The sequence below is a fragment of the Leucobacter sp. G161 genome, from assembly GCF_001482305.1.
GTDB lineage: Bacteria > Actinomycetota > Actinomycetes > Actinomycetales > Microbacteriaceae > Leucobacter.
This window is the reverse complement of record NZ_LOHP01000017.1, coordinates 115,139-140,615: the sequence shown is the minus strand read 5'-3', so window position 1 is coordinate 140,615 and position 25,477 is coordinate 115,139. Positions and strand designations below refer to the sequence as shown.

The window sequence follows — 25,477 nt, the reverse complement described above, 5'->3', positions numbered from 1 at the left end:
ATTCATTGGCCCGCCAACGCCCCAAGCACCGCGGCTGAGCCAGCGGCTGCGAGCAGCAGCGGGCCCGCGGCGAACTCCCGTCTGCCGCGCAGGATCGCCGCTAGGCCCCCGACCGCGAGCATGCCAGCGAGCAACACGGCGAACGCGAGCATGCCACCGATCCATCCGCCCGTGCCCCAGTGCCAGACGCCAACGTAACAGGCTGCGGGCATGAGTTTTACGTCCCCGCCGCCGATCATCCCGGTGCGACTCGCCCACAGCCCGAATGCGATCAGGGTCATCGCAGCGGCAGCCGCCCACGGCACGAGCGCGCTCCACCCCTCGCCGGCAATCACGCTGGCGAGGGTCAGCGGCCCGCACGCGCACAGGGTCGCAGCGAAAACTAGGCTGTTGGGGAGCGTGTGGCTCCGCAGGTCAATGCGAACGAGGAGTAGCGCTCCGGCACCAAATCCTGCAGAACCCAGCACGGGAAGCAGCCACGACGCAAGCATTCCGCTGCCTGAGATAGCGGGCGCCGGGAGCACCCACGCCGCGACAAGCACCGCGGTTGCGGCGCCGATACCCGCCGCGATCAGGTCAACGCCTGTGACCGCGGCGGCGTCCGCTCCCAAATTAGCCGGGCGTGACTTCCGTGCCAATGCCTTGCTCCGTGAAGATCTCGAGGAGCACGGAGTGTGGCTCGCGGCCGTCGATGATCGCGGCCTTGGGCACGCCACCCTGCACCGCGTCGAGGCAGGCGCGCATCTTCGGAATCATGCCCGATTCGAGCGACGGCAACATCGCTTCGAGTTCAGACGAGCTGATCGATGAGACCAGCGAGTCACGGTCCGGCCAGTCAGCGTAGAGCCCGGCGACGTCCGTCAGGATGACAAGCTTCTCGGCCCCGAGCGCAGAGGCCAGCGCGGATGCAGCGGCGTCGGCATTGATGTTGAGCGACTCCCCCGGGCGATCCACGTCGGGCGCGATCGACGACACGACCGGGATGAGCCCGGCATCAAGCGTCGCGAGCACTGACTCTGAGCGCACGCCGACGATATCGCCGACGCGGCCAAGATCTACGAGCGCACCGTCGACTTCCATGGGCGGACGCCTGCGACCGATGAACAGGCCGGCGTCCTCTCCCGTGGTGCCCGAAGCGAGCGGGCCGTGCGCATTGATCTCGTCAACGAGCTCGGGGTTCACCTTCCCGGTGAGCACCATGCGTACGACGTCCATCGTCTCCGGGGTGGTCACCCGGTACCCGCCCTGGAACTCGCTCTCGATACCGAGCCGCTCGAGCATGCGGTTAATCTGCGGGCCACCGCCGTGCACGATGACGGGGCGGATACCGGTGTGCCTGAGGTAGACCACGTCTTCCGCGAACGCTTTGAGCAGCGCATCGTCGATCATCGCGTTGCCGCCGAACTTGATCACCATGATGGCGTCGCGGAACTTCTTCAGCCACGGCAGCGATTCGATAAGCACGGCGGCCTTCTCAGCCGCCCGCCCGCGCTCGACGGGGGTCGTGACGTTCGTCATTTGGCTCCTAGCTCGAGTACGCGGAATTCTCGTGCACGTAGTCGTGCGTGAGGTCGTTGGTGCGCACGGTCGCAGCGAAGGCACCGGCGAACAGCTCGATCTCGACGTGCGTCTTGCGCGGCGTGAGATCGCACTCCTCGACCGGGCGGTCGGGGGCGCCCGCGTGGCACAGGCGCACGCCGTTGAAGCTCACGTCGACGGCGTAAGGATCGAACGCTGCCTCGGTGGTCCCGATCGCTGCGAGCACGCGGCCCCAGTTCGGATCGTTACCGAAGATCGCGGCCTTAAAGAGATTGTTGCGCGCAACCGAGCGGCCCACCTCGAGCGCGTCCTCTACGCTCGCGGCGCCACGCACCTCGATGTCGATGTCGTGGCTCGCACCCTCAGCGTCCTCCTGAAGCTGCGCGGCAAGCGAGTCACACACGCCCGCGAGGGCCGTGGCGAACTCGTTCACATCTGGGGTGACACCCGAGGCGCCGCTCGCGAGGAGTGTCACCTGGTCGTTCGTCGACATGCAGCCGTCGGAGTCGAGCCGGTCGAAGCTCACGGCAGTCGCCCGGCGGAGGGCGGCGTCGAGCTCGTCGCTGTCGAGCTGGGCATCAGTGGTGATGACGACGAGCATCGTAGCGAGGCCCGGAGCAAGCATGCCGGCACCCTTCGCCATCGCACCGATCGTCCAGCCGTCGCCCTCGTGGATCGCAGTCTTCTCGACCGAGTCGGTCGTGAGGATCGCGGCGGGAGCGGTCGTGTCGTCTGCGGCGAGCGCGCCGACGAGGCCGGGTACGTTCGTGACGATCTTGTCGCGAAACGCCTGGTCACCGGTGCCGATGAGTCCCGTGGAGCACACGAGCACGCGCTCGGCGCCCTCCTCGAGCATGTCTGCGGGGGTGCGCTCGGCGCCCGTTGCCTGCGCAGCGAGTTCGCGGGCGACTGCCTCAGCGGTGAGCCTGGTGGTCTCGTAGCCGAAGTCGCCGGTGAAGCAGTTTGCGCCGCCTGAGTTCAAGATGACCGCCCGGGCCGCACCGTTCTGGGCGACCTTTCGGCTCCAGAGAATCGGGTTGGCCTGCGCACGGTTCGAGGTGAAGACGACGGCGCTCGCGGGTGCGGGGCCGTCGTTGACGACGAGTGCGAGGTCGGGCTTGCCGGTGCTCTTCAAGCCGACGGTGATTCCGGCTGAGCGGAACCCTTCGGGGGTGGTTACGGTCACGGTGCGACTCCATTCACGCTCAGGCCGGTGGCTTCGGGGATACCAAGGGCGATGTTTGCCGATTGGATCGCGGCGCCAGCCGTGCCCTTGGCAAGGTTATCGACGGCGGCGACGATAACGACGCGGCCTGCGGCCTCGTCGATCGCGACGCCCATCAGGCAGGTGTTTGCGCCGATCGTGTCTGCCGTGCGCGGGAACACGCCCTCGGGGAGCACGTGCACGAAGGTCTCGTCAGCGTAAACGCCCTCCCAGGCGGCGCGCACGTCGGCGGCGCTCGTTCCCGGCACGATGCGTGCGGTTGTTGTCGCGAGGATGCCGCGACTCATCGGCACGAGTACTGGTGTGAAGCTCAGCGTGGGATCCTCCGCCGCGCCTGCCCCGCGGAGGGCCTGCTGGATCTCGGGGATGTGTCGGTGCGTTCCGCCGACGGCGTAGGGGTTCGCGGTGCCCATGAGTTCGGAGCCAAGCAGGTGGGTGTGCGCTGCCTTGCCTGCACCCGAGGGGCCGACCGCGAGAACCGTCACGATGTCGGTGGGCTCGATGACGCCCGCGGCGATGCCTGGCGCAAGTGAGAGCGCCACGGTGGAGGCGTTGCAGCCGGGGGCCGCGATCCGCGTCGCACCGACGAGTTGCGTCCGCTGGCGGCTCTGTTCGCCAGATTCGCCCGTGACGATGAGTTCGGGCACCCCGTAGGTCCAGGGTTCGTTGAAGTCGCCGCCGTAGAACGCGGCCCAGTCTGCTTCGCTCGTGAGCCGGTGATCCGCGCCGCAGTCGATCGCGAGTCGCACGTTCTTCAGCTGCGCGGTGAGCGTCCCCGATGCGCCGTGCGGCAGCGCGAAGAACACGACGTCGTGGCCGTCGAGCACCTCGGGAGTGGTCTCCCGCAGTGTGAGGTGCGCGAGCGATCGCAAGTGTGGCTGCGATGCGATGAGCGGTTTGCCGGCATTGGAATGCCCGGTGACCGTTCGAATCTCAAACTCCGGGTGATCCGCAAGCAAGCGCAGCAGCTCGCCTCCCGCATACCCGCTCGCTCCGGCGACCGCCACACTGTACGTCATGAATGCCCTTTCTCGCGCACCTCTATTCTGGCATCATGTGCAGCGCGGGGCCGACCGCTGTGCACAGCCCCGCGCCACATGTGACGTTCTCGGCCGCGGGAAGCGGCCCCGCACCGCTTAGCGGTGCTTGAAGTTTGCCTCACGCTTCTCTGCGAATGCGCGCATGCCCTCGGTCTGATCCTCCGTCGCGAAGAGCGCCGCGAATGCGGTGCGCTCGAGCCGGAGGCCCTCGGCGAGTGACGATTCCTCTGCCGCCTGCAACGCGGTCTTCGCCGCCCGAACCGCGGGGAGCGGCTTGGAGGCGATGAGCGCTGCGGCCTCTTTGACCGTGTCGAGCAGCTCGGCTGCCGGCACGACGCGCGAGACAAGTCCGGAGCGCTCCGCTTCCTCGGCGTCCATCATGCGGCCGGTGAGGACCATGTCGGCTGCCTTGTACTTGCCGATCGCACGCGGCAGACGCTGGGTGCCGCCGAAGCCAGGAATGACGCCGAGGTTGATCTCGGGCTGACCGAACTTCGCGTTGTCCGCGGCAATGATGATGTCGCACATCATCGCGAGCTCGCAGCCGCCACCGAGGGCGAAGCCAGATACGGCCGCAATTGTCGGCGTGGTCATCTGTTCGAGTCCGCCCCACGATGGGAAGACACCGCCCGCGAGGACATCCGCGTACTCGAGCTCGAGCATGGCCTTGATGTCGGCGCCTGCCGCAAACGCGCGCTCAGAGCCGGTGATGATGATGGCGCCAATGTTCGGGTCGGCGTCGAATGCGCTCGCGGCGTCGACGAGTTCGCGGATGAGCGTGTTGCTCAGCGCGTTCAAGGCTTCGGGCCGGTTCAGGGTGATCGTGGCGACGCGGCCCTGCGTCTCGGTGAGGATCGCGGTGTACTCGGTCTGCTCTGACATCTCTACTCCATCTGTGTACGTGGCTAGTCACCCCACGCTATCGCGTACCTCATGTGTTCCGCTCCCCCGCGGCTTCAGAGGTCAGCGATGACGATCTTGCTCATTCCCATGAGGTTGGCGTAGGAGTCCTCGCCCCGCATGAGTTCGCCCATGTTCGCCGGCACGATCTGCCAGCTCACGCCAAACTCGTCGGCAAGCCAGCCACACTGTTCCGCTTCTGGCACCGCCGTCAGTCCTTCCCAGAGGGCGTCGATCTCGGCCTGGTCCTCGCAGTTGACCTGCATTGAGACACCGCATGTGAACCCGTGGCTCTTCCCAGACCCGTTGTCTGAGGCCATGAACCACTGGTCTCCGATCCGGAACTCTCCAAAGGCCAGCGCTTCCGCCGTCGCGTCCCCGGATTCCTGTCCGTAGGGTGACTGTGTGCCGATCGCCGATCCACCGGGGACGCCGGCGAACAACTCAACGTAGCGCCGAGCCGCAGCTGCGGCTCGGTTTTGAGCGGGCCCGTCGAACATGAGCGCGGGAATGATGAGCGGTCGCGGATCCCCTTCCGGGCGAGTGAGCATCAGCTGCCAGCTCACCCCAAACCGGTCCTCGACCCAGCCATAGTGCTCCGCAAATGGGTACTCGCCCAGCGGCATCATGACGTAGCCCTCGCCAGCGAGCCGCGCCCACAGCGCGTCGAGCCTGCGCCGCGCCTCGGCGACGTCGCCGCCGAACATGAGTGGGTCAAAGTTCACCATGAACGAGATCGACGGGTTCGGGGAGAACTCGGGGCCAGCGTTGACGAGCGCGAGTTGCGTGCCCTCGACGGTGACATCGACGACGAGCGCCTCTCCCGCGAAGTCTGCCTGGAACTCCGGCAGCCCCTCGCTCGGGTAGCGTGCCGAGACCGTTGACTCAGCATCGAACCCGGCGCCGCGAAACGCCTCGGCGTAGAAGCTGCCAGCCTGCTCGGCCGTGCGATTGCACCAGATATTGGGAACGATCTTCTGCGTCATGACGTCACCGGGCTTCCCTTGCGCGTGAGTATTTGTGCGGGACACATTACTCCGGTGCGGGCGCTGAGGAAAGGGCGAGTGTTGACGATGAGCCCGCCACGATCGACTCGGGTGTTGCCCCGGGCGGGCTCCCGCAAGGAACGGAACCTCAGTGGGCGCCGGCAGCAAGCCAATCCTCATAGCTCACACTATCGATGTCGGTGCCGGACCCCGGAAGGGAGCCGCCCGAACGCACCGCGCGCCCGAAGGCTCCCGGAAGCGGTAGTTCAATGACTGATTGGCTGAGCCCGTGGGTCTCCAAGGCCATTCGTCCGAGATCGGCGAGCCAGAGTTCGTCGGGACCTGCGAGATCCCGCGCATTCCCCTGAGCTGGACGACTCGCGAGCTCGAGCAAACGCCGCGCTACTGATGCAGCAGCCACGGGCTGTGTGCGCATCTTCGCGATGATCGTCCAGCGCCCAACGGAAACGGAGCTTTGCTCGGCGAACTCGAAGAACTGCGTGGCTCTCAGCAGTGTCCACGGCAGCGGACCAGACTCGATGAGCTGCTCCTGAAGCGCTTTCCCTGCGTAGTAGCCGAAGGGGCTCGCAGCCGCGCCCACGATCGAGAGGGCGACGTAGTGGCCCACATCGGCCGCGGCGCCTGCTCGCAACAGCTTCTCAGTGACTGCACCGAAGAACTCGCGGGAGCCGGAGAGCTTGCTACTTGCGGAGACGTCGACCACCACGTCGACGCCCGACAGATCAAGCGGCTCTGCGGTCGTAAGATCAGCCGCCACAAGGGTGAGGGTGCCCTGCGCTGGGGGTGCGGGAGCTGCAGCATCCATAGGGCCTGAGAGGCCGGCAGCGGTCACGGCTGCCGCGCCAGCGGCGAGATCCACTGCGTGCGGGTTGCGGGCGAGGGCGAGCACGTCGTGGCCTGCGGCGAGCGCCCGGCTGACCAGGTGTTTGCCAACTGTTCCGGTACTTCCAGCGATCGCGATGAGCATGCGGGCCTCCGTCGTCGGGGCATCCCAGCGGGCCAGCGGGCGGGCTTGCCCGCGGAGCGTACATCCCCAACGCTACCGTGTGTCTCCCCACACACAAGCTGTGGTCAGTTTGCGCCATGAAGCCCGGGATTTTCCCTGCATTCATGGCGCAAACTGCCCCTAGATGCGGGGCGCAGCGCAAGCGGGCGCCCGCAACGCGCGCTGCAGCGCCGTTAGTCGCGCAGTTTCGCCCCGAACGCTGCTTCGGCAGCGGCAACGCCCGCCAGCTTCGCCGCGCTCGCTTCCTCTGCCTTCAGCGTGCGGTCGCTCGCGCGGAATCGGAGCGCAAACGTGAGCGCGCGCTGGCCCTCGTCGATGCCCTGGCCGCGGTAGTCGGCGACAATGTGCGCGTGCTCGAGCAGCTCGCCTGCGCCAGCGACGACCGTCGTGAGCACCTCCGCAGCCGGCACGTCGAGCGAGACCACGAGGGTGAGATCCTGCGTCGCCGCGGGGTAGCCCGAGAGGTTCGCGGTCGCGGGCTCGCGTGGGGCGAGCTCCATGACACGCTCGAGGTCAAGTTCGAACGCGGCGACGCGGCCCGGCATGTGGTAGTCGGCAACCAGTTCGGGCAGCAGCTCACCGGCAACGCCAACGACCTCGCCGGCAACCACGAGCTCGGCGGTGCGACCCGGATGGAATGCGCGATGCGTACCCTGACGGACCGTCAACTCTGCGGAGACAGCGCCAGCGGTGATGCGCGCGGCATCGATCGCGTCAGCCCAGTCGTACTCGCGGCCGGACTCCCCCGGCTGCTTTTCGATCGCGTCGCCAATGAGCAGAGCGGCAGCGGTGTGCGGCTGATCAGGGATCGATGCGTTGAGCTCGGCGAGCTCCTCGTCGGAGGGGCGTGCTGCGAGCGGCGGAACTGTCGCTGTGCCGAGCTGGTTTGGCGCAGCAAGAGGCACGAACACGCGTCCGAATTCGACAAGCGCGAGATCGGTGAGACCGCGCGATACGTTGCGCTGGGCTGCGGTTACCAGTCCGGGCAGCAGCGAGCGCCGCATGAACGGGGTTTCGCCGTCAAGCGCGTTCGCGAGGCGTACCGCGTCAACCGGAGCCGACGCGGCGTCAGCAGACGCCTCAGGCCCCGCGCCGAAGTTGTCGAGCTGCGCACGCGAAACGAAGGGGTAGTTCTGCACCTCATCGAAGCCCGCTGCGGTAATCACATTTGCCGCCCGACGTCGGAGCCGCTGCGAGCGGGTCAGGCCGCGGCCAGCGGGGGCGACCGGAAGCTCCGAGGGGATGCGGTCGTAGCCAACGATACGCGCGACTTCTTCCACAAGGTCTGCCGGACGCGTGAGGTCCGATCGCCAGCTCGGCGCGGTGACGCTAAGCATGCCCGCGGATGATTCAGCGACCGTGCACCCGATCGTCGCGAGCGCACCGCGCACCTCGTCGTCACTGAAATCCGTTCCGAGCAAGCCGTTCACACGCGCGATCGGCAGCAGCACCTCGGTGGGCTCCCAGGGAGCCACCAGGTCGCTGCCGAGCGTGTCGACGGTGCCCCCGGCGAGCTCGACGAGGAGATCCACCATGCGCTGCGCCGCGGCGCGGGCGACGAGCGGGTCCACGCCGCGCTCGAAGCGCTTTGAGGCCTCGCTCGGCAGCTTGTGCCGGCGGTGTGTGCGCGCGATGGTGATCGGATCGAACGTTGCCGCCTCGATGAGCACGTCGGTCGTCGCGTCGTCGACCTTCGTCGACTCGCCGCCCATGACGCCCGCGAGCCCGATCGGGCCCGAGTCGTCGGTGATGAGCAGATCCTCGACGTGGAGCTTGCGCTCCTGGCCGTCGAGCGTCTCCAGCGTCTCACCAGCGCGGGCACGGCGCACCGTGATGCCGCCCTGGAGCTTGCCGAGGTCGTAGGAGTGGAGCGGGTTGCCGAGCTCGAGCATCACGTAGTTCGAGATGTCGACGGGCAGCGTGAGCGCGCGGATGCCCGCGAGCTGCAGCCGCGCGACCATCCAGGCCGGGGTGGGCTTGGTCGCATCGATGCCGCGCACGACGCGGGTGATGAAGCCGGTGGCCCCCTCGCGCCCGCGGATCGGCGCATCGTCGGCGAGCGTCACAGGGAAGCCCGCCGCCGGTGTGACCTCGATCGCTGCGGGATCGGTGAACGCCGATCCGCTTGCGTGCGAGTACTCGCGGGCGACGCCGCGCACCGAGAACGCGTAGCCGCGGTCGGGCGTGACGTTGATCTCGACCGCGGTGTCGGCGAGGCCGAGCAGTTCGAGCGCGTCGGTGCCGATCGCGGGGTCGAGGCCGAGACGCGACAGCACGATGATGCCGTCGTGATCTTCGCCGAGCGTGAGCTCGCGGGCAGAGGCGATCATGCCGTCTGACACGTGGCCGTAGGTCTTGCGCGCGGCGATCTTGAAGTCGCCGGGCAGCACGGCACCGGGCAGGGTCACAACGACCTTGTCGCCTGGCCCGAAGTTGTGCGCACCGCAGACGATGCCGCGCACGTCTTCGCCGCCGTCGGCAGCGGTCTCCCCCTCGGGGGCGACGCGCACCTGGCACCAGTTGATTGTCTTGCCGTTCGACTGCGGCTCGGGCTCAACAGAGAGCACCTCACCGACGACGAGCGGCCCGGAGAGGTCGAAACGGCGAACCGACTCTTCCTCGAAGCCGACGCTCACGAGCTGTGCGTGCACGTCCTCGGGGGTGGTTGCTGCGGGCAGCGAGACGAACTCGCCAAGCCAGCTGAGTGGGATCCGCATTAGACGAGGCCTCCGAACTGTGCGTTGAAACGAATGTCGCCCTCAACCATGTCGCGCATGTCGTTGAGGTCGTTGCGGAACTGGAGCGTGCGCTCAATTCCCATGCCGAAGGCGAAGCCCTGGTATTCGGTCGGGTCGATGCCTGCCGCCTCGAGTACGTTCGAGTCGACCATGCCGCAGCCACCCCACTCGACCCAGCGCGCCCCGCCCTTGGCGTTCGGCTGCCACACGTCCATCTCGGCGGACGGCTCAGTGAAGGGGAAGAAGTTCGGGCGCAGGCGGATCTTCGCCTCGGCACCGAACATCTGGCGCGCGAAGTGCTCGAGCGTGCCGCGCAGGTGCGCCATCGTCAGCCCGCGATCGATCGCAATGCCCTCGATCTGGTTGAACACCGGAGTGTGGGTCGCGTCGAGCTCGTCGGTGCGGAACGTGCGGCCCGGGGCCACAACGTAGACGGGGAGCTCGCGGTCAAGCAGCGAGCGGATCTGCACGGGCGAGGTGTGCGTGCGCAGCAGCAGGTGCCGGTCCGCGGGGTCGATGAGGAACGTGTCCTGCATCGCGCGCGCCGGGTGGTCGGGATCGAAGCCGAGGGCGTCGAAGTTGAACCACTCGTGCTCGATCTCGGGGCCTTCCGCGATCTCCCAGCCCATGCCAATGAAGATGTCACCGGCTTCTTCCTTGAGCTGCTCGAGGGGGTGGCGGGTACCGGCGCGACGGCGCACAGGAGCCTGCGTGACGTCGACAGTCTCCGCGACGAGCCGTGCTGCAGCCTCGGCGGCTGCGAGCTCGCTCTCGCGGCTCTTAAACGCCCCCTCGAGGCGGCCACGGGCCTGGCCCATGATCTTGCCGGTCTCAGCCTTTGCTTCCTTAGGAACCTCGCGCATGAGCGCGTTGAGCTTGGCGATGGCGGACTCGTCGCCGACGTGCTCGGTTCTCGCGGTCTTCAGGGCCGCAACTGAATCGGCCGCGGTAAATGCGGCGAGCGCAACAGTTACGGCGGCATCGACCGCTTCCTGCGAAATCGGATTGGGGTTCGTGGTGTTGTCTGACACGAGGGTCAAGTCTACCGTGGATCGGCGGGCGGCGCCCCGGCCCCGGTCGGGGCACCGCGCGTGCTCAGGCTCGAGGAGTTACACTGCTTGCATGGCTCGGCGACAGCAGCCCCTGAGTCGCGCAGCGCGTACCGCTCGCGGCGTGATTGGTGCTGCCCTCTCGACCGTGCTCGCCGCGGCGTCGCACTCTCTCGCCGGCGGAGAAATCTCCGCGTTCGCGGTCATCGTCACGGCGATCATCGCGCTCCCGTTCTGCGTGGCACTCGCCGGCAAGGTTGAGTCGGTGTGGCGAGTCGGACTCGCCGTGGGCGCAAGCCAGTTCCTCTATCACTGGGCGTTCGCCGGGATCGGTGTGACGACCGCACTCTCGGGTGCCTCGAAATTCCCGATGGGCTCACACGCGGCGCACCTTGCTTCGCTCGAACGGTTCGTTCCGACCGTTGTCGAGGCAGGCTCAGCTGACACGCTCATGTGGGTGCTGCACGGAATCGCTGCCGTCGTTTCAACGGTGCTCGTCGTACGCGGTGAGCGTGCCGTCGTTGCTCTTGGCAGGACGATCCGCCGCGCGCTCCCCCAGCATCTGGTTCTCGCGGCGTTCGAACGCCGTGAGGTTCCCCCTGCTCGTCACGAGGCTCCTGTGCTTCGCGACCAGCTCCTGACCTATGCTTCCTGGTCGCTACGCGGGCCGCCCGCGCTCTCAGCGTCGCCCCAGTTTTAGCATCAAATAGGAATTCTCTCCGATTCCCGGGGAGAGACAGGACCACCTATGCACACGCATACCCAGATCCAGTCCGCCACTCGGTTGCCGAAGACCGTTGCCGCGATCATGATTGCAGCAACGCTTGGACTCGGCTTCGCGCTGTTCTCGGCGTCAACGCCGGCGCAGGCACACGACCAGCTCATTGACGTCGAGGTTGAGACGACTGACAGCGGAGAAGCAGCAGCGCTCCGGCTCACGTTCAGCGACAATGTGCTTGAAGTGGGTACCGAGATCCATGTGACGGATCCGGATGGCGGCGACGCAACGAACGGGCTTCCCACGTTTAGTGGACGCGATGTCACTCAGAAGTTCGCCACCCCGCTCAGCGACGGCAACTACACGTCAGCTTGGCGCGTGGTGTCGAGCGACGGGCACCCTATCGAGGGTGGGTTCACTTTTGACATCGACAACGGCCAGGCAGGCGAAGTCCGACCTTACACGGGAGAAGCAGAGGCCAAGCCAGAGCAGCAGGAGCAATCCGCTGCCGAGGGCGCCGAGAGTTCTGACAGCTCGGGCCTCTCGCTTCCCCTCGCGATCGGGGCAGCGGCAATTGTCGCCGTCGCCGTCGCTATCCCCCTGTTTATTCGCATGCGCAAGAGCGCAGCATCCGCGGAGGGCACAGACCCCCGCACCCACGAGGAGTAATCCATGTTGAACACACACCGCACCCAGCGTTCACGCCGTGCGGCGGTCGGCCTTGCCGCAACCGCTGCAGCATTCGCGCTCGCCCTCACCGGCTGCGCGCAGTCGGAGACCCCCGCTGAGCCCACCCAGGCCGCTCAGGAGAACCAGCAGGGCGTCGTCACGGCGTCAGACACCTGGGTGAAGGCCACCGACCCGGACGTGAAGCCCGGCGAGGCAATGAGTGGCGTCTTCGGCCTCATCGAAAACAGCGGCGACGAGGATCTCGTCATCACTGATTTGCAGAGCGACGTGGCCGGCATCACCGAGCTGCACGAGGTCGTCGACGGAAAGATGCGCAAGATCGAGGGCGACGTCACTGTGCCCGCGGGCGGTTCGCTCCTGCTCGAGCCTGGCGCCAACCACATCATGCTCATGGACATCACCGAGCCGCTCTCGCCCGGTGACGACGTCACCATCACGCTCACCTTCTCAGACGGCAGCTCGCTCGACATCGTCGCACTGGTGAAGGACACCTCTGGCGCGAACGAGAGCTACGAGGACATGGACATGGATCACGGCGACATGGACATGTCGGAGGGTTCCGAAGAGATGGACCATGGCTAAAGAGCAAGCTCACCGCTTGAGCCGCCGCGCCCTCCTCACGGGGGGCGCGGTTGGCGCAGGTATCGGGGCCCTTCTCGGGGGCGCAGGCGGCGTTGCTGGTGGCTATACACTCGCGGGGCAGGAACGCGCGAACGAGCCGGGTTTCGACCCGAGCGTGCAGCCCGCGCTCGGCGATCTCACCGAAGCTCCAGGGTTTGGTGGGGAGGCTCTCCCCTGTCACGGCAGGCATCAGGCGGGCATCATCTCGGTCCCGGCAACGCACGTGCGGCACATCGCGTACACGCTGCGCTCGGAGACCGATCGTGAGGCGATTACGCGGATGCTCCGGATTCTCACCGGTGATATCGAAGCGTTGACCGCTGGCGTCGGGCCGCTCGCCGATCCAGAGCCCGAGCTCGCCGCTCGGCCAGCACGCCTCTCGATCACCGTCGGCGTGGGACAGCGACTTGTAGACCGGGTTGACCCGGCGAAGCGACCAGCCTGGCTCGCTCCGCTGCCGAAGTTCCAGCTGGATCAGCTGGGCAATGGGTTCGATGACGGCGACCTGCTGCTCATCGTGCAGGCAGACGATCCGCTCCCCGTCGCGCACGCCGCGCGCATGCTGCATCGCGATCTCGACCGGTTTGCCGAGATCGCATGGATCCAGCAGGGCTTCCGCCAGTCGCGCGGTTCCGAGGCGAAGGGCACCACGATGCGCAACCTCATGGGCCAGGTCGATGGCACCGTGAACCCAGAGCCAGCCGACGCGGATTTCGATCCGCTCATCTGGATCGGTGCTGGCGACGGGCAGCCGTGGCTGGCGGGCGGTTCCGCGTTCGTGCTCCGGCGGATCCGAATGGAGCTCGACACCTGGGATCGGGTCGACCGGCCCGGGCGCGAGCAGACTATCGGCCGCACCCTGAGTGACGGGGCTCCGATCAACGATCCGACGGGCGGCGAGCATGCCCCTGCCGATTTCGACGCGAAGAACGCGCTCGGGCTGCCGATCATTCCGTCGGCCGCGCACATCAGGCGAGCCAAGTCGGATGACCCGAGCGAGCGGATCGTCCGTCGCGCAGTGAACTACGACGATGGGCAGGAGGCCGGACTGCTGTTTGGCTGCTACCAGCGTGATCCACTGAAGCAGTTCGTGCCGATCCAGCAGCGACTCGACGAGGCCGACATGCTCAACGAGTGGGTGACGCACACGGGATCCGCCGTGTTTGCCGTGCTGCCCGGATTTACGAGCGGTCAAACGCTCGGGGCGGCCCTCCTCGCATAGTGCTGGCGCTGCTGTGGCCGGGAGCCCCTGGGGCTCCCGGCCACAGCAGTTTCCATCACTTCTCCACCGCGCTGCTAGCGTGCCGGGCGGTCGCCCTCCTGAGCGAGATCGTACTCGTCCCGAAAGGCGACGATCTCCGTCTGGTGCGCGGATGCCCACTGCGCAAGCGCCATGACTGGGTCGATGAGCGTCCGTCCGAGCGGCGTCGCCTGGTATTCCACCCGCGGCGGGATCTCGGCATAGGCCGTGCGCTGCACGAGCCCGTCGCGCTCAAGCTGCCGCAGCGTGAACGTGAGCATCCGGGCCGAGATACCCGGGGTCATGCGTTTGAGCTCGGTGAATCGATATGGCCCGTGCTGGAGCATGCCAATCAGCATCATGCTCCATTTGTCTCCTACCCGCCCGAGGATCGAACGGAACACCTCAGCACGCTCGCCCTCGACGTCGCAGATCAGCCGCATGCACGTGTCGCTGTCAGGCTGAACTGGCTGCTGGTGTGGCGTCATGGGCTTCCTCCGCTGTTCATCCGGCCCGCGTGCCGACCCGGTTACCTCTAGGTAACTCAGTCACGTTGCGGTGCCTGACCGCTCATGGGCAATACTTACTCACTGTACCTCAGTTACTAAAAGTTACCCTTGGAGTGAAACTCGTGCTTGTTCTCACCGTTATTACCTGGACGCTCTCTGGAGTGCTCGCCCTCATGTTCCTTATGGCGGGCGGCATGAAGCTCGCGAAGCCACTCTCCGAGATGCCGATGGCCACGCTCCAGGCGTACACACCGACCCAGGTCAACCTCATCGGCGCGGCAGAGGTGCTCGGCGCGGTGGCAGTCATCGCCGCACCACTCACCGGGATGCTCCCCGTCCTCGCCCCGATCGCTGCCATCGGTCTGGCGCTGATCCAACTCCTCGCGATCTTTGCCCACAAGAAGCTCGATGAACCGTTCGGCAAGAATGTCGTACTCATGCTGCTGGGAGCCGCAGTCGCGACCCTGTGGTTCATCGTCCTGTAAGTCGCGCGACAGGCGCCAGCATCCCCGCATTTTCCTCTCGAACCCCACTGGGCCGCGCCGCCGCATGCAGCGAACGCGCGGCCCCACTTCTGCGTAAACCCGCAGGTCACATCGCATTTCCCACATTCCTTCTTCGCAAATGCTATGGTTGAAAGGTTGCTAGCCGACGGATGGTTGAGATTTGACAATCTCCCATTCGCGCTGGACACCACGGTGAGGCCACAACGGGCTTCCCGAGAGCACGGTCACCTGTGATCGGCGCCGGTGCACAGCTGTGCCTACATGCACGGCTAGGAACCACAACAGAGTGAGGAAGTGTAGTGACGTGAGCGAGAAGAAGAGAGTAGCAATCATCGGGGCGGGCCCGAGCGGAATGGCCCAGCTCCGAGCATTCGAGTCAGCCGAGCGGCAGGGCATGGATATCCCCGAGCTCGTCTGTTTCGAGAAGCAGGCCGACTGGGGCGGACAGTGGAACTACTCCTGGCGCACCGGCCTCGACGAGTACGGCGAGCCCGTCCACTCGAGCATGTACCGGAACCTGTGGTCGAACGGCCCAAAGGAGGGCCTCGAGTTCGCCGATTATTCCTTCGATGAGCACTTTGGGCGCCCGATCTCGTCGTACCCGCCGCGCGAGGTGCTGTGGGATTACATCGCTGGCCGCCTGAAGCAGAGCGATGTTCGCAAGTACATCCGGTTCACGACCGTCGTGCGCCTCGTCACGTTCGATGAGGACACCCAGTTGTTCACCGTAACGAGCGAACACCTCCCGAGCGGCGAGACCACCACCGAGACGTTCGACCACGTCGTCGTCGCGAGCGGGCACTTCTCGTTCCCGTTCACCCCGGAGGTGGCTGGCATCGAAACCTTCACCGGGTTCATCACGCACGCGCACGATTTCCGCGGAGCGGAAGCACTGGGCGGCAAGGATGTTCTGGTCATCGGCTCGAGCTACTCCGCCGAAGACATCGGCAGCCAGGCCTACAAGATGGGCGCGCGGTCCGTGACGGCGAGCTACCGCACCGCACCCATGGGCTACGACTGGCCAAAGGGCTTCGAGGAGCGCCACAGCGTCGAGCGGTTTGAGGGCAATACTGCGTTCTTCAAGGACGGCACTTCGAAGCACGTTGACGCGGTGATCTTCTGCACCGGGTACGTGCACAAGTACCCGTTCCTGCCGAAGGAGTTCGCCGTCGACGGACCGAACACGATCTACCCCGAGCGGCTGTACCGCGGTGTCGTCTGGCACGACAACCCGGCGCTCTTCTACGTGGGCGCGCAGGATCAGTGGTTCACGTTCAACATGTTCGACACGCAGGCCTGGTACGTGCGCGACCTCATTCTCGGCACTACCGAGATGCCTTCGGCCGCAGAACGTAAGCGCTCCATGGCTGTCTGGCAGAACCGTTACGGCGTCACGCCGAGCAACGCCGAGAACCAGATCCGCTACCAGGCCGACTACGTTCGCGACCTCATGGAGGCAACGGACTACCCGTCGTTTGATATCGACGAGGTGAGTGACATCTTCATCCGGTGGACGAAGGACAAGCGTAAGGACATCCTGGGCTACCGGGACATCTGCTACCGCTCGGTCATGACCGGAACAATTGCCGCAACGCACCACACCCCGTGGATGGAGGAGCTCGACGATTCGTTGGAGCGCTACCTCTCCCCCGGCAACCCCAGCCGCGAGCCCGCCGGGCGCAGGGGCTAGGCACCCGCCTGACCCCTGCCCCACCCCCGTTTAATTGATTCTGAGTCTTGCGAGCACCTCTCAAGACTCAGAATCGTTTAATGGGGTCGGGGAGGACGGCGCGGGGTGCGTGGGCGCCAGGGCATAGGGCCCAGGACTCAGGGCCCAGGGCCCAGGGCCCATCGACCCGAGCGAGGCCTCTCACCCCATTCCGTCTGACCCCATTAATTGGTTCCGACCCCAGCTAGCCCTGTGCAAGGGTCGGAATAGATTAAACGGGGGTTGGGGCGGTGGCCGAGGCAGGTTCTAGAGCTAAGGTCGCCTCGCGCAAGCGTTCGGCCACGTCGACGGCACCGAACGAGCCCGCAAAAATCTCCGAGCCCGGTTCGAGTGCGCGCCCCGCGGCAAGCGGAGTCACCGGCTGCACGTCGAAGCCGAGACTGCTCACGAAACCGGCGACCGCCTCGGCGGCCTCGCGGTCGTCGGAGGCCGCGGCGAGCGCCCGCCTATCAGCCGCGCCCTCTTCGCGCCGATCGGACTCCATCTCGTGATATCCGATGTGGTTAAGCGCTTTCACTACCCGCGCGCCTTCGAGGTGCCGCGCCACAGCTTCACTCGTGCTCGTGACCCCCGCGAAGAGTTCCGGCAGTGCGCCGTCGGTCGGTTGCCAGTGGTTCATCGCATCGATGACGATGCGCCCGCGCAGCATTTCCGGGTCAAGCGAGGCGAGCTTCGGGAGCGGGATCGACAACACAACAAGCTCGCTCCCTGCGACCGCTTCGGCCGCGGTCGCAACGGCGACGCCGGGGGCCATGATCTCGGTGATGAACCGCACCGGCTCAGGGTCACCGGAGCCCGCGATGGTCACCTCGTGTCCGGCATGCAGCGCGGCTCGGGCGATTGCGGTGCCCACCTTGCCGACGCCGAGGATCGCAACGCGGCTCACAGCAACACTGCTCACAGCGAGGCCGCCTCGGGCTGGCCGTTCATGCCGAGTTGGCCGTTCAGACTGCCCTGACCGGCAGCGCTCGCAGCCGCGGAATCCACCGGAGCAGCCTCACTCACAGGCCCGAGTGGGTTCGGCACAACCTCGGGCTCGGCCCCAAGCTCGGCTTCGACGAGCGGTTTCACCTGGGTGCCGAGCAACTCAATTGAGCGCAGCAGGTCGCGCTGGGGCAGGCCGAGGAAGTCCATCTGCAGGAACTGTCTGGAGTGTCCCATCGCGCCGTGGAGGCGGATGATGCGCTCGGCAATCTGCTCTGGCCCGCCGACGAAGAGTGCGCCGCGCTCGGCGTCGACCTCGAAGTGCTCACGCACCGGAGGAGCGAAGCCGCGGCGCTGCCCGATATCGGCCATCGTGCGATACCAGGTCGGCCAGAACGTGTCCCGCGCCCCGCGGTCAGTCTCCCCGATGAACCCGGGGTTCCCGACCGAAATGAGCGGCTGCCGCGCTGTTGCCGGCCCTGCTGCCCACGCACGCCGATACAGGTCTGCGAGCGCCTTGAAGCGAGCCGGGTCGCCGCCGAGGATCCCGTACGACACCGGCAGCTGTAGCTGCCCTGCCCGCACGGTCGAGTTCGGGCTCCCACCGGTGCCCAGCCAGATCGGCAGCGACCCGCGATCCGGGCGAGGAACCACGAGCTGGTCTTCTAGCGCCGGGCGCACGGAGCCTGACCAGCTCACGCTCGGCGACTCGTTGACTTTGAGCAGCAGTTCGAGCTTTTCACTGTAGAGCCGGTCGTAGTCCTCGAGCTTGTACCCGAAGAGCGGGTACGACTCAATCGAGGATCCCCGCCCCGCGGTGATCTCTGCGCGACCGCCGGAGAGCGCGTCGAGCGTCGCGAACTGCTGAAACACGCGCACGGGATCATCGGTGCTGAGCACTGTGACGGCGCTGCCTAACCGGATTCGCTTCGTCGCGGACGCGGCAGCCCCGAGCACGACCGCTGCTGCTGAGGCCGGCATCTCTTCGGTGTGGTGCTCGCCGATTCCGAAGAACTCAAGCCCCACCTCGTCAGCAAGCACAATTGCTTCAAGGAGGTCGCGTTGCGCCTGCGCGGTACTCGCAAGCTTGCCGGTCGCGGGATCCGCGGCCTGGTTACCGAAACTGTAGACGCCGAGCTGCATGCTGGTCTCCTCCGAGGTAGTGCTGTGTAGTACCTACTCTCGGGCACTCATGCGCCGTACTCAATTCCCAGGCTAGTCGCTTACCATTAGTAAGCATGAGCATCTCCGTCGTACCCCCGCCCTCGGTTCCCACCCCGAGCACCACCGGTGGTTCCGCGCCCCACGGCAGCCCGCACGCGATCGATGACGCCGAATGCCGGCTGTTCCGAGAGGCCGCCGAGCTCGCGGGCCGCAAGTGGACGGCCGCGATCCTCCTCGCACTTGCCCGCGGGGCAGAGCGCTTTTCTGAGCTGCACGCGAGCGTCGACGGTATCTCAGACCGTCTCCTCGCCGCGCGGCTGCGCGAGCTCGAGACCCAGGGGCTCGTCACGCGCACAGTGATCCCGAGCACGCCGGTGCAGATCCGCTACGGCCTCACCGAGTCAGGAGCCGAGCTCATCACAATCCTGCAGCCGCTCGTTCGTTGGGCGAAGCGGTCGGAAGCCCGCGCCCACTAAGCGCGCTGCGCGAAGGCAGTCTCGTAGAGCAGCACGCTTGCGGCGGTCGCGAGGTTCAGTGACTCTGCCGCGCCATAGATCGGCAGCTTGAGCGAGCGGCCGATGATCTCTCGCTCCGCCTCGTCGAGCCCGCGGGCCTCGTTCCCAAACACCCAGGCGATCTTGCCGGTGAGCTCGCCCCGCGCCTGCTCGAGCGAGTCGCCGCGCACGTCGGCGGCGATGGTCTCGAGCCCTGCGGCGCGGGCCGCTTCCACGACCTCGGTGAGCGACGCCGCGGTGGCCACGGGCAGGTGGAAGATCGAACCGGTTGTGGATCGCACAACCTTCGGGTGCCACGGGTCAATCGACTCCCCCGCGAACACGACGGCGTCGGCGCCAGCGGCGTCCGCGGCGCGGAGCACCGTCCCCGCGTTGCCGGGGTCTCTCACCTCGTGCATCACTGCGACGAGCTTTGCGCCCGCGAGCGCCTCATCGAGGCCAATCTGAGGAATATGCGCGACCGCGAGCACGCCCTGCGGCTGTACGGTCTCTGCCATCGCCGCGAGCACCTGCGGCGTCACGCGATCGATCCGCACGCCCGCGTCAGATGCGAGCCGGTTAATCTCCTGCTGCCAAGCTTCGGTACCGGTCGTCGCGTAGACGACCTCCGCGAGACCGGGGCGGTAGGTGAGGAGTTCACGCACCGACTGGGGCCCCTCGACGAGGAACTGTCCGGCCTCGAGCCGATCCTTCTTGCGAGCGAGCGATGCGACGCGCTTCACGCGCGGGGCCTTGGGGTTCTCGATGAGTTCAGTCACCCGTCAAGACTACCCGTGGGCTGCCCCCAAAAACCCAAAAACCCCGCCACCGCAAACGTGCGGGGCGGGGTTTCTTGGAGAACGCTACTTACGCAGCAACCTTCGGTGCCGAGGTATCCTCGGGAAGAGCCTGCTTGGCAACCTCGACGAGCGTCGCGAACGTCGCTGCGTCGTTGGTCGCGAGCTCCGAGAGCATGCGACGGTCAACCTCAACACCTGCGAGGCCGAGGCCCTGGATGAAGCGGTTGTAGGTCAGGCCGTTGGCGCGTGCACCAGCATTGATGCGCTGGATCCACAGGCGACGGAAGTCACCCTTGCGCTTGCGACGGTCGTTGTACGCGTAGACCAGCGAGTGCGTGACCTGCTCCTTGGCCTTACGGTACAGGCGCGAACGCTGTCCGCGGTAGCCCGAGGCGCGCTCAAGAATTACGCGACGCTTCTTGTGGGCGTTGACGGCCCTTTTTACTCTTGCCATTTCAGTTCTTCCTTAACAGAGATAAGTTGTGGGGCCGGCCTAGAGGCCGAGGAGCTTCTTCGCCTGCTTCGCATCGCCCGGAGCGAGCACCTGGTCGGCGTTCAGGCGGCGCTTACGACGCGAGGACTTGACCTCAAGGTTGTGGCGCATGCCGGCCTGCTGCTTCATCAGCTTGCCGGAGCCAGTTACCTTAAAGCGCTTCTTGGCCCCCGAGTGGGTCTTCTGCTTTGGCATCGGTTTTCTCCTTGTTGTGGTGCACCGCCGGGGCGGCTGCGTCATGGGCGCGCGGTGGATCTCACGATCCCCGCACAGCCACGGGTCTTTATTCGGCGGCGGTGTCGTCTGCCGGCTTGTCAGCGCGGCGGCTCGCCTTTTCCTCAGCACGGCGAGCGTTCTGCTCGGCCTTCGCCTCGGACTTGTTCTTGACTGGGGCGATGACCATCACCATGTTGCGGCCATCAATCCGAGGGTTGGACTCGACAGTGCCGTATTCGGCGATGCCTTCTGCGAACTGCTGCAGCAAACGCACACCCTGCTCCGGACGCGACTGCTCGCGGCCACGGAAGAGGATCATTGCCTTTACCTTGTCACCCTGCTCGAGGAAGCCGACGGCACGCTTGACCTTGGTCTCGTAGTCGTGCTTGTCGATCTTCAGGCGGAAACGGACCTCTTTGAGGACGGTGTTCGCCTGGTTGCGGCGCGCTTCCTTGGCCTTCTGAGCTGCCTCGTACTTGAACTTTCCAAAGTCCATGATCTTGGCAACGGGAGGCTTTGAGTTCGGAGCGACCTCAACGAGATCGAGATCCGCCTCCTGGGCAAGGCGCAGTGCCGTATCGATCGGCACAACACCGACCTGCTCGCCACCGGGTCCTACCAGTCGCACCTCGGAAACGCGGATTCGGTCATTCGTACGGGGCTCGCTGATCGCCTACTCCTCTGATCTCATGTGATAAGTCTGCTCGACGGTGTCGAGGCTCACGGAAATGAGATCGGGAACGCACGCGTACCCACACCCTTAAGCTGTCACATGAAATGCGACGGGGCGCCAACTACCCGATAACCTTAAGAGGTGCCGGGTGGGAGAATCTCCTCTTCCGTAGCACCGGCAATAGTTTGCCGATAACCTCCAGAAGCTTAGCACACTGAGCGAACAGAAAGACAGGGGCGCTTTACATGAGCGAGCAGAACGCCGAAGCAGCATCACAGGCCACCGACCACGATGCGGTTTACCCAGAGGGTGATGACGCGGCACAGGCAGTGCGCGACATCGCCGATGTCGCAGCCGTCGAGGTGATTACCACTGCTGCAGTCCATCTCCTCAGTGCAGCAGCGGTGAAGGTTGGCCTCGCCGACGACCCGGAAAGCCAGATCGATCTTGACGAGGCGCGCAAGCTCATCAACGCGCTCGCTGGCCTCATCACCGCCGGGGCTCCCGAGATCAGCGACATGCACGCCCGCAGCCTCCGCGACGGTCTGCGTTCGGTGCAGCTCGCCTTCCGTGAGGCCTCGCCGATCCCTGACCCCATCGGCAAGGGCCCGGGCGAGAAGTACACCGGCCCGGTGAACTAAGCACCCAGCACGCTTTCGGAGCGCACGCAGCACACCGCTCGCGTGCGCTCCTGTGTTTTACCCGACCTGCGCTCCTCCCGTCCGTCACAATGCGGCACAGGCGAGCGGCAGATCGTCCATCTAGGGCAGAATGACGGTATGTCCGCCGTCGCCCCCATCTCAGCTGCAGGCTCTTGGAAGGCAGAGGCCGCGAAAGGTGTGCGGGATTCACTCGGTGTCGGGATCGGCATCTTCCCGCTCGGCGTCGCGCTCGGGATTCTCGTTGTTCAGGCGGGACTACCCATGTGGGTCGCCCCAGCGCTCTCAATCGTCATCTTTGCAGGCTCCGTTGAGCTCCTCCTCGTGAGTATGCTCGCGGCCGGCGCACCGCTGCTCACCATAGCGGTGACAGTCTTCGCAGTGAATTTCAGGCACGTCTTCTACGCGCTGTCTTTCCCGATCAGCCGCGTCCGCCCTGGCCTCGCGCGGGCCTACTCCGTGTACGCGCTCGTTGACGAGGCGTACGCGACGTACGTCCTCATGCCGCCAAGCAAACTTACAAGCCCTCGGATCCTTAGTGGCCAGCTCATGATGCAGCTCTACTGGGTCGGAGGCGGCCTCATCGGGCTTGCGATTGCGGGAGCCCTTCCGGCCCCCATTGCAGGCTTCGAGTTTGCGCTCGCTGCGACGTTCACCGTGATGACACTCGACGCGGTGCGGTCACGGCGCCAGATTCCCTCGGCGCTCCTGGCGGCGCTCGCGGTGGCTGTCGCTATCGCTGCGTTCCCCGAGAACACCATGCTCGCCGCGCTCGTGGTGTTCGCCGCGCTGCTCGCCGTGCGGTACGCCGTCGAATCACGGCGCGCGCGACTCGCCGAGCCAGACGAGGGAGAAGGCACATGACCTGGTACCTCATCGCGGCGATTGCGCTCGGCGGGATCATCACTTTTGGCCTGCGCGCGCTGCCGTTCGCCATGCTCAAACCGCTGCGCCGGTCCAAGTTCGTGCGCGCGCTCGGTGAGTGGATGCCAGCGGGGATCCTGCTTATCCTCGCCGTTGTTGTACTGCGCGACGAGATCGCAGCCCGCGGCGATCAGTGGTGGATGGCGCTCATCGCGACAGCCGTCACAGTCGGGGTGCACCTGCTCTGTGGGAGGCGGACCCTGCTCAGCATCGCGGCAGGAACCGCCTCCTACATCGTCCTCGTGAACCTGTTCTAGCGGTGTGGAATGCCGGCGATCATGCCGCCGTCCACGACGAATTCAGCGCCGCTCGTGAACGAGGAGGCGTCACTGGCGAGGAACACAATTGTGCCAACGAGGTCCTCTGGAACGCCGGGGCGCCTGAGCGGGATATCCAACCGCTCGGGGTCGATCCGCTCGGACATCGCAGTCGTGATGTACCCAGGATGCACAGAGTTCACCCGGATCCCTGACGGGCCCAGTTCAACGGCGAGTGAGGCCGACAGCCCACGCACCCCGAACTTCGCTGCGGTGTACCCGTGCATTCCTGGGCTGCCGCGCATCCCCTCGACCGAGGAGATGTTGATGATGGAACCGCTCCCCTGCGTTTTCATGACTGGCACCGCAGCCTTGCAGCCGAGAAACACACCGGTGAGGTTCACGGCGAGCACCGCTTCCCACTTCTCCAGGGTGAAGTGCTCGATCGGAGCCGCATTGGCAATCCCCGCGTTGTTCACGAGCACATCGAGCGAGCCGAACGCCGCGACCGTGGCCGCAACAACCTGTTCCCACTGCGCCTCGTCACGCACGTCGTGTTCGACGAACCGGGCCCGATCACCAAGTTCGGCGGCGAGCGCCTCCCCTTCGGCAGTGAGCACGTCTGCGAGCATCACGCTCGCACCCGCAGCATGGAGCGCTCGTCCGTAGGCTGCACCGATCCCCCGCGCCCCGCCTGTGACCAGGGCGACCTTTCCCTCGAGCGAGATCATTTGGTCACCTCAATCACGACGCGACCAACCGTGTTGCCCGTCGCGAGTGCTGTCAGTGCCGCGGGCGCTTCCGCAAACGGCACCGTGTGGTCCACCACCGGGGAGATCTTCCCGGCCTCGAAGAGCTTGATGAGCTCCTCGTGCGCTTCGGTGACAAGATGGGGCGCGCGCTCCTGGTAGAGCCCCCAGTACAGGCCAAGGATCGCGTAGTTCTTAATGAGCGGCCGGTTCATTGCGAGCTCAGGAATCGTACCGCTGGCAAAGCCAATCACCACGATCCGCCCTTCGAAGGCAATAGATCTTGTCGATGCCTCGAATGCTGCGCCGCCGACAGGGTCAAACACCACATCAGCGCCCTGTCCTTCGGTGATCCGCTTCACTTCCGCAACAATATCGTCGCTCCGCAGAATCACATGCTCCGCCCCCGCATCGCGGGCGACCTGCGCCTTCGCTTCGGAACCAACAACACCAATGACGCGAGCGCCAGCGGCAACGCCGAGCTGCACCGCAGCCGCGCCAACGCCGCCTGCAGCAGCGTGCACGAGGAGCCATTCCCCGGTCTGCAAGCGGGCCCGGCGATGCAACGCAAACCACGCTGTCTGATAGGCAATGGTGAGCCCCGAAGCGTGCACGTCGTCGAGCGATGCTGGGATCTTTTGGACGGCGTTCGCGGGCACCACTGCGTACTCCGCGAGAACGCCAATCGTAGGCACGACCAGCCGGTCTCCTCCGTTGAGCCCAGCCACTCCCTCGCCGAGCGCGGCAACGGTGCCGCTGCACTCGACTCCGGGAGTAAACGGCAGCTCAGGCTTCACTTGATACTGGCCGCGCGCAAGCAGCACATCAGGGAAGTTCGCGGCAACCGCGCCTACGCGGATGAGCACTTCCCCGGCCTGCGGCTGTGGAGTTGGAACAGTGGTGAGCGTCAGCGCCTCTGCTGGTTCACCGAGCGTCGTGACGTGCCAGGCTCGCATCGTCTCCGGGACTTCCGTTGTGGACATCTGGTCTCCTTAGACTCGACATGAATAGATCAGTGATCTGCACCGCCGCCAGCGTCCTGTCCTCCGGCTTCCCTTCCGAATACCAGTAGGAGAGGTAGTGAACATCGCTGAAGAAGTGCGCGATGAGCACGGCGAGGGGAATGTCCTCGCGGTATTTCCCTTCGTTCTGCCCCTGCTTGACGAGGGCAGCGAACTCATCGTTGTACGCGCGACGGCGGCGTACAACTTCCTTGCGCCTCGGTTCGGAGAGCATGTCCATGCTTCGAAAGAACACGGTCCCCTCTGCGAGGTACTCGATTGAGGTTTCGAGCACGTCAACGCAGACGGCCCGAAGTACCTCGTCGACCTCTCCGCCGGCGGAAATAATGGCGTCGAGGTGGGTTTTTTGGAGCGACAGCACTGTGTCGTAGATGCCGAACAGCAAGTCATCTTTGGACTCGAAGTAGTGGTACATGGCGCCCTTGGTGACGCCTGCTGCATCGACGATCTCCTGCACACTAGTGTTGGCGTATCCCCGTGAGGCAAAGAGCTGAACCGCGGCGCGAATGACGTCTTCGGCGACCTGAGAGTGTTTCATTCGAGCCATTCTTCCCTATTACTTCCCTGTGCCGGGGACCGCCAACC

At 65.8% G+C, this 25,477-nt stretch carries 29 protein-coding genes; 10 read left to right on the top strand and 19 right to left on the bottom strand.

Annotation, left to right across the window (positions count from 1 at the left end; all coding sequences use genetic code 11):
• Positions 1-2: 2 nt before the first annotated feature.
• The 9 genes from AUL38_RS02220 to pheS form a co-directional block, all read right to left on the bottom strand.
• Positions 3-638, bottom strand: a complete 636-nt coding sequence (locus tag AUL38_RS02220; RefSeq protein WP_153006434.1) for a prepilin peptidase — start codon at positions 636-638, stop codon at positions 3-5.
• Entirely contained in the window at positions 613-1,518 is a 906-nt protein-coding gene (argB, locus tag AUL38_RS02215; protein ID WP_059058890.1) for an acetylglutamate kinase, read from the bottom strand. Before argB ends, AUL38_RS02220 begins: the two co-directional genes overlap by 26 nt.
• A gap of 7 nt (positions 1,519-1,525) precedes the next feature.
• Positions 1,526-2,725, bottom strand: a complete 1,200-nt coding sequence (argJ, locus tag AUL38_RS02210) for a bifunctional glutamate N-acetyltransferase/amino-acid acetyltransferase ArgJ (protein ID WP_059058888.1) — start codon at positions 2,723-2,725, stop codon at positions 1,526-1,528.
• A complete protein-coding gene (argC, locus tag AUL38_RS02205) occupies positions 2,722-3,783 on the bottom strand; it encodes an N-acetyl-gamma-glutamyl-phosphate reductase (RefSeq protein ID WP_059058886.1) in 1,062 nt (353 codons plus the stop codon). Before argC ends, argJ begins: the two co-directional genes overlap by 4 nt.
• Before the next feature lie 117 nt (positions 3,784-3,900).
• Positions 3,901-4,686 carry an enoyl-CoA hydratase-related protein gene (locus AUL38_RS02200; protein WP_059058884.1) on the bottom strand — a complete coding sequence of 262 codons (786 nt, stop codon included), beginning with the start codon at positions 4,684-4,686 and terminating at the stop codon, positions 3,901-3,903.
• A gap of 74 nt (positions 4,687-4,760) precedes the next feature.
• Positions 4,761-5,690, bottom strand: coding sequence for a VOC family protein (locus tag AUL38_RS02195; RefSeq protein WP_059058882.1), 930 nt, complete (start codon positions 5,688-5,690; stop codon positions 4,761-4,763).
• A gap of 148 nt (positions 5,691-5,838) precedes the next feature.
• Positions 5,839-6,678: an SDR family oxidoreductase gene (locus tag AUL38_RS02190; protein ID WP_059058879.1), complete on the bottom strand. Its 840-nt coding sequence runs from the start codon at positions 6,676-6,678 to the stop codon at positions 5,839-5,841.
• Positions 6,679-6,890: 212 nt separating this feature from the next.
• The gene (gene pheT / locus AUL38_RS02185) at positions 6,891-9,434 is read right to left on the bottom strand and encodes a phenylalanine--tRNA ligase subunit beta (protein ID WP_059058877.1); all 2,544 of its coding nucleotides are present in this window, start codon (positions 9,432-9,434) and stop codon (positions 6,891-6,893) included.
• Complete coding sequence (pheS, locus tag AUL38_RS02180; RefSeq protein ID WP_059058875.1) at positions 9,434-10,486, bottom strand: phenylalanine--tRNA ligase subunit alpha; 1,053 nt, start codon at positions 10,484-10,486, stop codon at positions 9,434-9,436. The genes pheT and pheS overlap by 1 nt, the downstream gene beginning before the upstream one ends.
• Before the next feature lie 91 nt (positions 10,487-10,577).
• On the opposite strand from pheS, the gene AUL38_RS02175 reads away from it, so the two are divergent.
• Genes AUL38_RS02175 through AUL38_RS02160 form a run of 4 tightly spaced genes read left to right on the top strand, consistent with a single transcriptional unit; the run spans position 10,578 to position 13,755 of the window.
• On the top strand, positions 10,578-11,204 hold the full coding sequence (locus AUL38_RS02175; protein ID WP_059058873.1) for a hypothetical protein: 627 nt from the start codon (positions 10,578-10,580) through the stop codon (positions 11,202-11,204).
• Between the two features lie 48 nt (positions 11,205-11,252).
• On the top strand, positions 11,253-11,891 hold the full coding sequence (locus tag AUL38_RS02170) for a copper resistance CopC family protein (RefSeq protein WP_059058871.1): 639 nt from the start codon (positions 11,253-11,255) through the stop codon (positions 11,889-11,891).
• 3 nt (positions 11,892-11,894) lie between these two features.
• A complete protein-coding gene (locus tag AUL38_RS02165) occupies positions 11,895-12,494 on the top strand; it encodes a copper chaperone PCu(A)C (RefSeq protein ID WP_059058868.1) in 600 nt (199 codons plus the stop codon).
• The gene (locus AUL38_RS02160) at positions 12,487-13,755 is read left to right on the top strand and encodes a Dyp-type peroxidase (protein WP_059058866.1); all 1,269 of its coding nucleotides are present in this window, start codon (positions 12,487-12,489) and stop codon (positions 13,753-13,755) included. Before AUL38_RS02165 ends, AUL38_RS02160 begins: the two co-directional genes overlap by 8 nt.
• A 74-nt stretch (positions 13,756-13,829) precedes the next feature.
• Here AUL38_RS02160 and AUL38_RS02155 read toward each other — a convergent pair whose 3' ends face one another.
• Positions 13,830-14,261, bottom strand: a complete 432-nt coding sequence (locus AUL38_RS02155) for a winged helix-turn-helix transcriptional regulator (RefSeq protein WP_369795286.1) — start codon at positions 14,259-14,261, stop codon at positions 13,830-13,832.
• Between the two features lie 143 nt (positions 14,262-14,404).
• Here AUL38_RS02155 and AUL38_RS17300 point away from each other — a divergent pair, with 143 nt between their 5' ends.
• Both AUL38_RS17300 and AUL38_RS02145 read left to right on the top strand, forming a co-directional pair.
• Positions 14,405-14,767 carry a DoxX family protein gene (locus tag AUL38_RS17300; RefSeq protein WP_161937389.1) on the top strand — a complete coding sequence of 121 codons (363 nt, stop codon included), beginning with the start codon at positions 14,405-14,407 and terminating at the stop codon, positions 14,765-14,767.
• A 373-nt stretch (positions 14,768-15,140) separates the two neighbouring features.
• Positions 15,141-16,478: an NAD(P)-binding domain-containing protein gene (locus AUL38_RS02145; RefSeq protein WP_059058861.1), complete on the top strand. Its 1,338-nt coding sequence runs from the start codon at positions 15,141-15,143 to the stop codon at positions 16,476-16,478.
• 250 nt (positions 16,479-16,728) lie between these two features.
• Here the strand turns inward: AUL38_RS02145 and AUL38_RS02140 are convergent, their stop codons facing one another.
• Positions 16,729-17,418: an NADPH-dependent F420 reductase gene (locus AUL38_RS02140; protein ID WP_235590565.1), complete on the bottom strand. Its 690-nt coding sequence runs from the start codon at positions 17,416-17,418 to the stop codon at positions 16,729-16,731.
• Positions 17,415-18,584: an LLM class flavin-dependent oxidoreductase gene (locus AUL38_RS02135; RefSeq protein WP_083506519.1), complete on the bottom strand. Its 1,170-nt coding sequence runs from the start codon at positions 18,582-18,584 to the stop codon at positions 17,415-17,417. The genes AUL38_RS02140 and AUL38_RS02135 overlap by 4 nt, the downstream gene beginning before the upstream one ends.
• A gap of 95 nt (positions 18,585-18,679) precedes the next feature.
• Here AUL38_RS02135 and AUL38_RS02130 point away from each other — a divergent pair, with 95 nt between their 5' ends.
• Entirely contained in the window at positions 18,680-19,081 is a 402-nt protein-coding gene (locus AUL38_RS02130) for a helix-turn-helix domain-containing protein (protein ID WP_083506518.1), read from the top strand.
• Here the strand turns inward: AUL38_RS02130 and AUL38_RS02125 are convergent.
• The 4 genes from AUL38_RS02125 to infC form a co-directional block, all read right to left on the bottom strand.
• Positions 19,078-19,878 carry an RNA methyltransferase gene (locus AUL38_RS02125; RefSeq protein ID WP_059058858.1) on the bottom strand — a complete coding sequence of 267 codons (801 nt, stop codon included), beginning with the start codon at positions 19,876-19,878 and terminating at the stop codon, positions 19,078-19,080. The genes AUL38_RS02130 and AUL38_RS02125 overlap by 4 nt on opposite strands.
• Positions 19,879-19,966: 88 nt before the next feature.
• Positions 19,967-20,353 carry a 50S ribosomal protein L20 gene (gene rplT, locus AUL38_RS02120; RefSeq protein ID WP_059058856.1) on the bottom strand — a complete coding sequence of 129 codons (387 nt, stop codon included), beginning with the start codon at positions 20,351-20,353 and terminating at the stop codon, positions 19,967-19,969.
• 39 nt (positions 20,354-20,392) lie between these two features.
• On the bottom strand, positions 20,393-20,587 hold the full coding sequence (gene rpmI / locus AUL38_RS02115) for a 50S ribosomal protein L35 (protein ID WP_059058853.1): 195 nt from the start codon (positions 20,585-20,587) through the stop codon (positions 20,393-20,395).
• 88 nt (positions 20,588-20,675) lie between these two features.
• Positions 20,676-21,278 (bottom strand): translation initiation factor IF-3, encoded by a 603-nt coding sequence (gene infC, locus AUL38_RS02110; protein ID WP_153006433.1) that lies wholly within the window; start codon positions 21,276-21,278, stop codon positions 20,676-20,678.
• A gap of 248 nt (positions 21,279-21,526) precedes the next feature.
• On the opposite strand from infC, the gene AUL38_RS02105 reads away from it, so the two are divergent.
• The 3 genes from AUL38_RS02105 to AUL38_RS02095 all read left to right on the top strand — a co-directional run bounded on the left by AUL38_RS02105 (position 21,527) and on the right by AUL38_RS02095 (position 23,121).
• Positions 21,527-21,922: a DUF1844 domain-containing protein gene (locus tag AUL38_RS02105; RefSeq protein WP_059058851.1), complete on the top strand. Its 396-nt coding sequence runs from the start codon at positions 21,527-21,529 to the stop codon at positions 21,920-21,922.
• 138 nt (positions 21,923-22,060) lie between these two features.
• Positions 22,061-22,804 (top strand): AzlC family ABC transporter permease, encoded by a 744-nt coding sequence (locus tag AUL38_RS02100; RefSeq protein WP_059058849.1) that lies wholly within the window; start codon positions 22,061-22,063, stop codon positions 22,802-22,804.
• Positions 22,801-23,121 (top strand): branched-chain amino acid transporter permease, encoded by a 321-nt coding sequence (locus tag AUL38_RS02095; RefSeq protein ID WP_059058847.1) that lies wholly within the window; start codon positions 22,801-22,803, stop codon positions 23,119-23,121. Before AUL38_RS02100 ends, AUL38_RS02095 begins: the two co-directional genes overlap by 4 nt.
• On the opposite strand, the gene AUL38_RS02090 is transcribed toward AUL38_RS02095, so the two are convergent.
• The 3 genes from AUL38_RS02090 to AUL38_RS02080 are packed head-to-tail and all read right to left on the bottom strand — an operon-like array spanning position 23,118 to position 25,430.
• Positions 23,118-23,852 (bottom strand): glucose 1-dehydrogenase, encoded by a 735-nt coding sequence (locus AUL38_RS02090; RefSeq protein WP_059058846.1) that lies wholly within the window; start codon positions 23,850-23,852, stop codon positions 23,118-23,120. The genes AUL38_RS02095 and AUL38_RS02090 overlap by 4 nt on opposite strands.
• The gene (locus tag AUL38_RS02085) at positions 23,849-24,853 is read right to left on the bottom strand and encodes an NADPH:quinone oxidoreductase family protein (RefSeq protein ID WP_235590564.1); all 1,005 of its coding nucleotides are present in this window, start codon (positions 24,851-24,853) and stop codon (positions 23,849-23,851) included. Before AUL38_RS02085 ends, AUL38_RS02090 begins: the two co-directional genes overlap by 4 nt.
• Positions 24,795-25,430, bottom strand: a complete 636-nt coding sequence (locus AUL38_RS02080; protein ID WP_059058840.1) for a TetR/AcrR family transcriptional regulator — start codon at positions 25,428-25,430, stop codon at positions 24,795-24,797. Before AUL38_RS02080 ends, AUL38_RS02085 begins: the two co-directional genes overlap by 59 nt.
• Positions 25,431-25,477 lie beyond the last annotated feature (47 nt).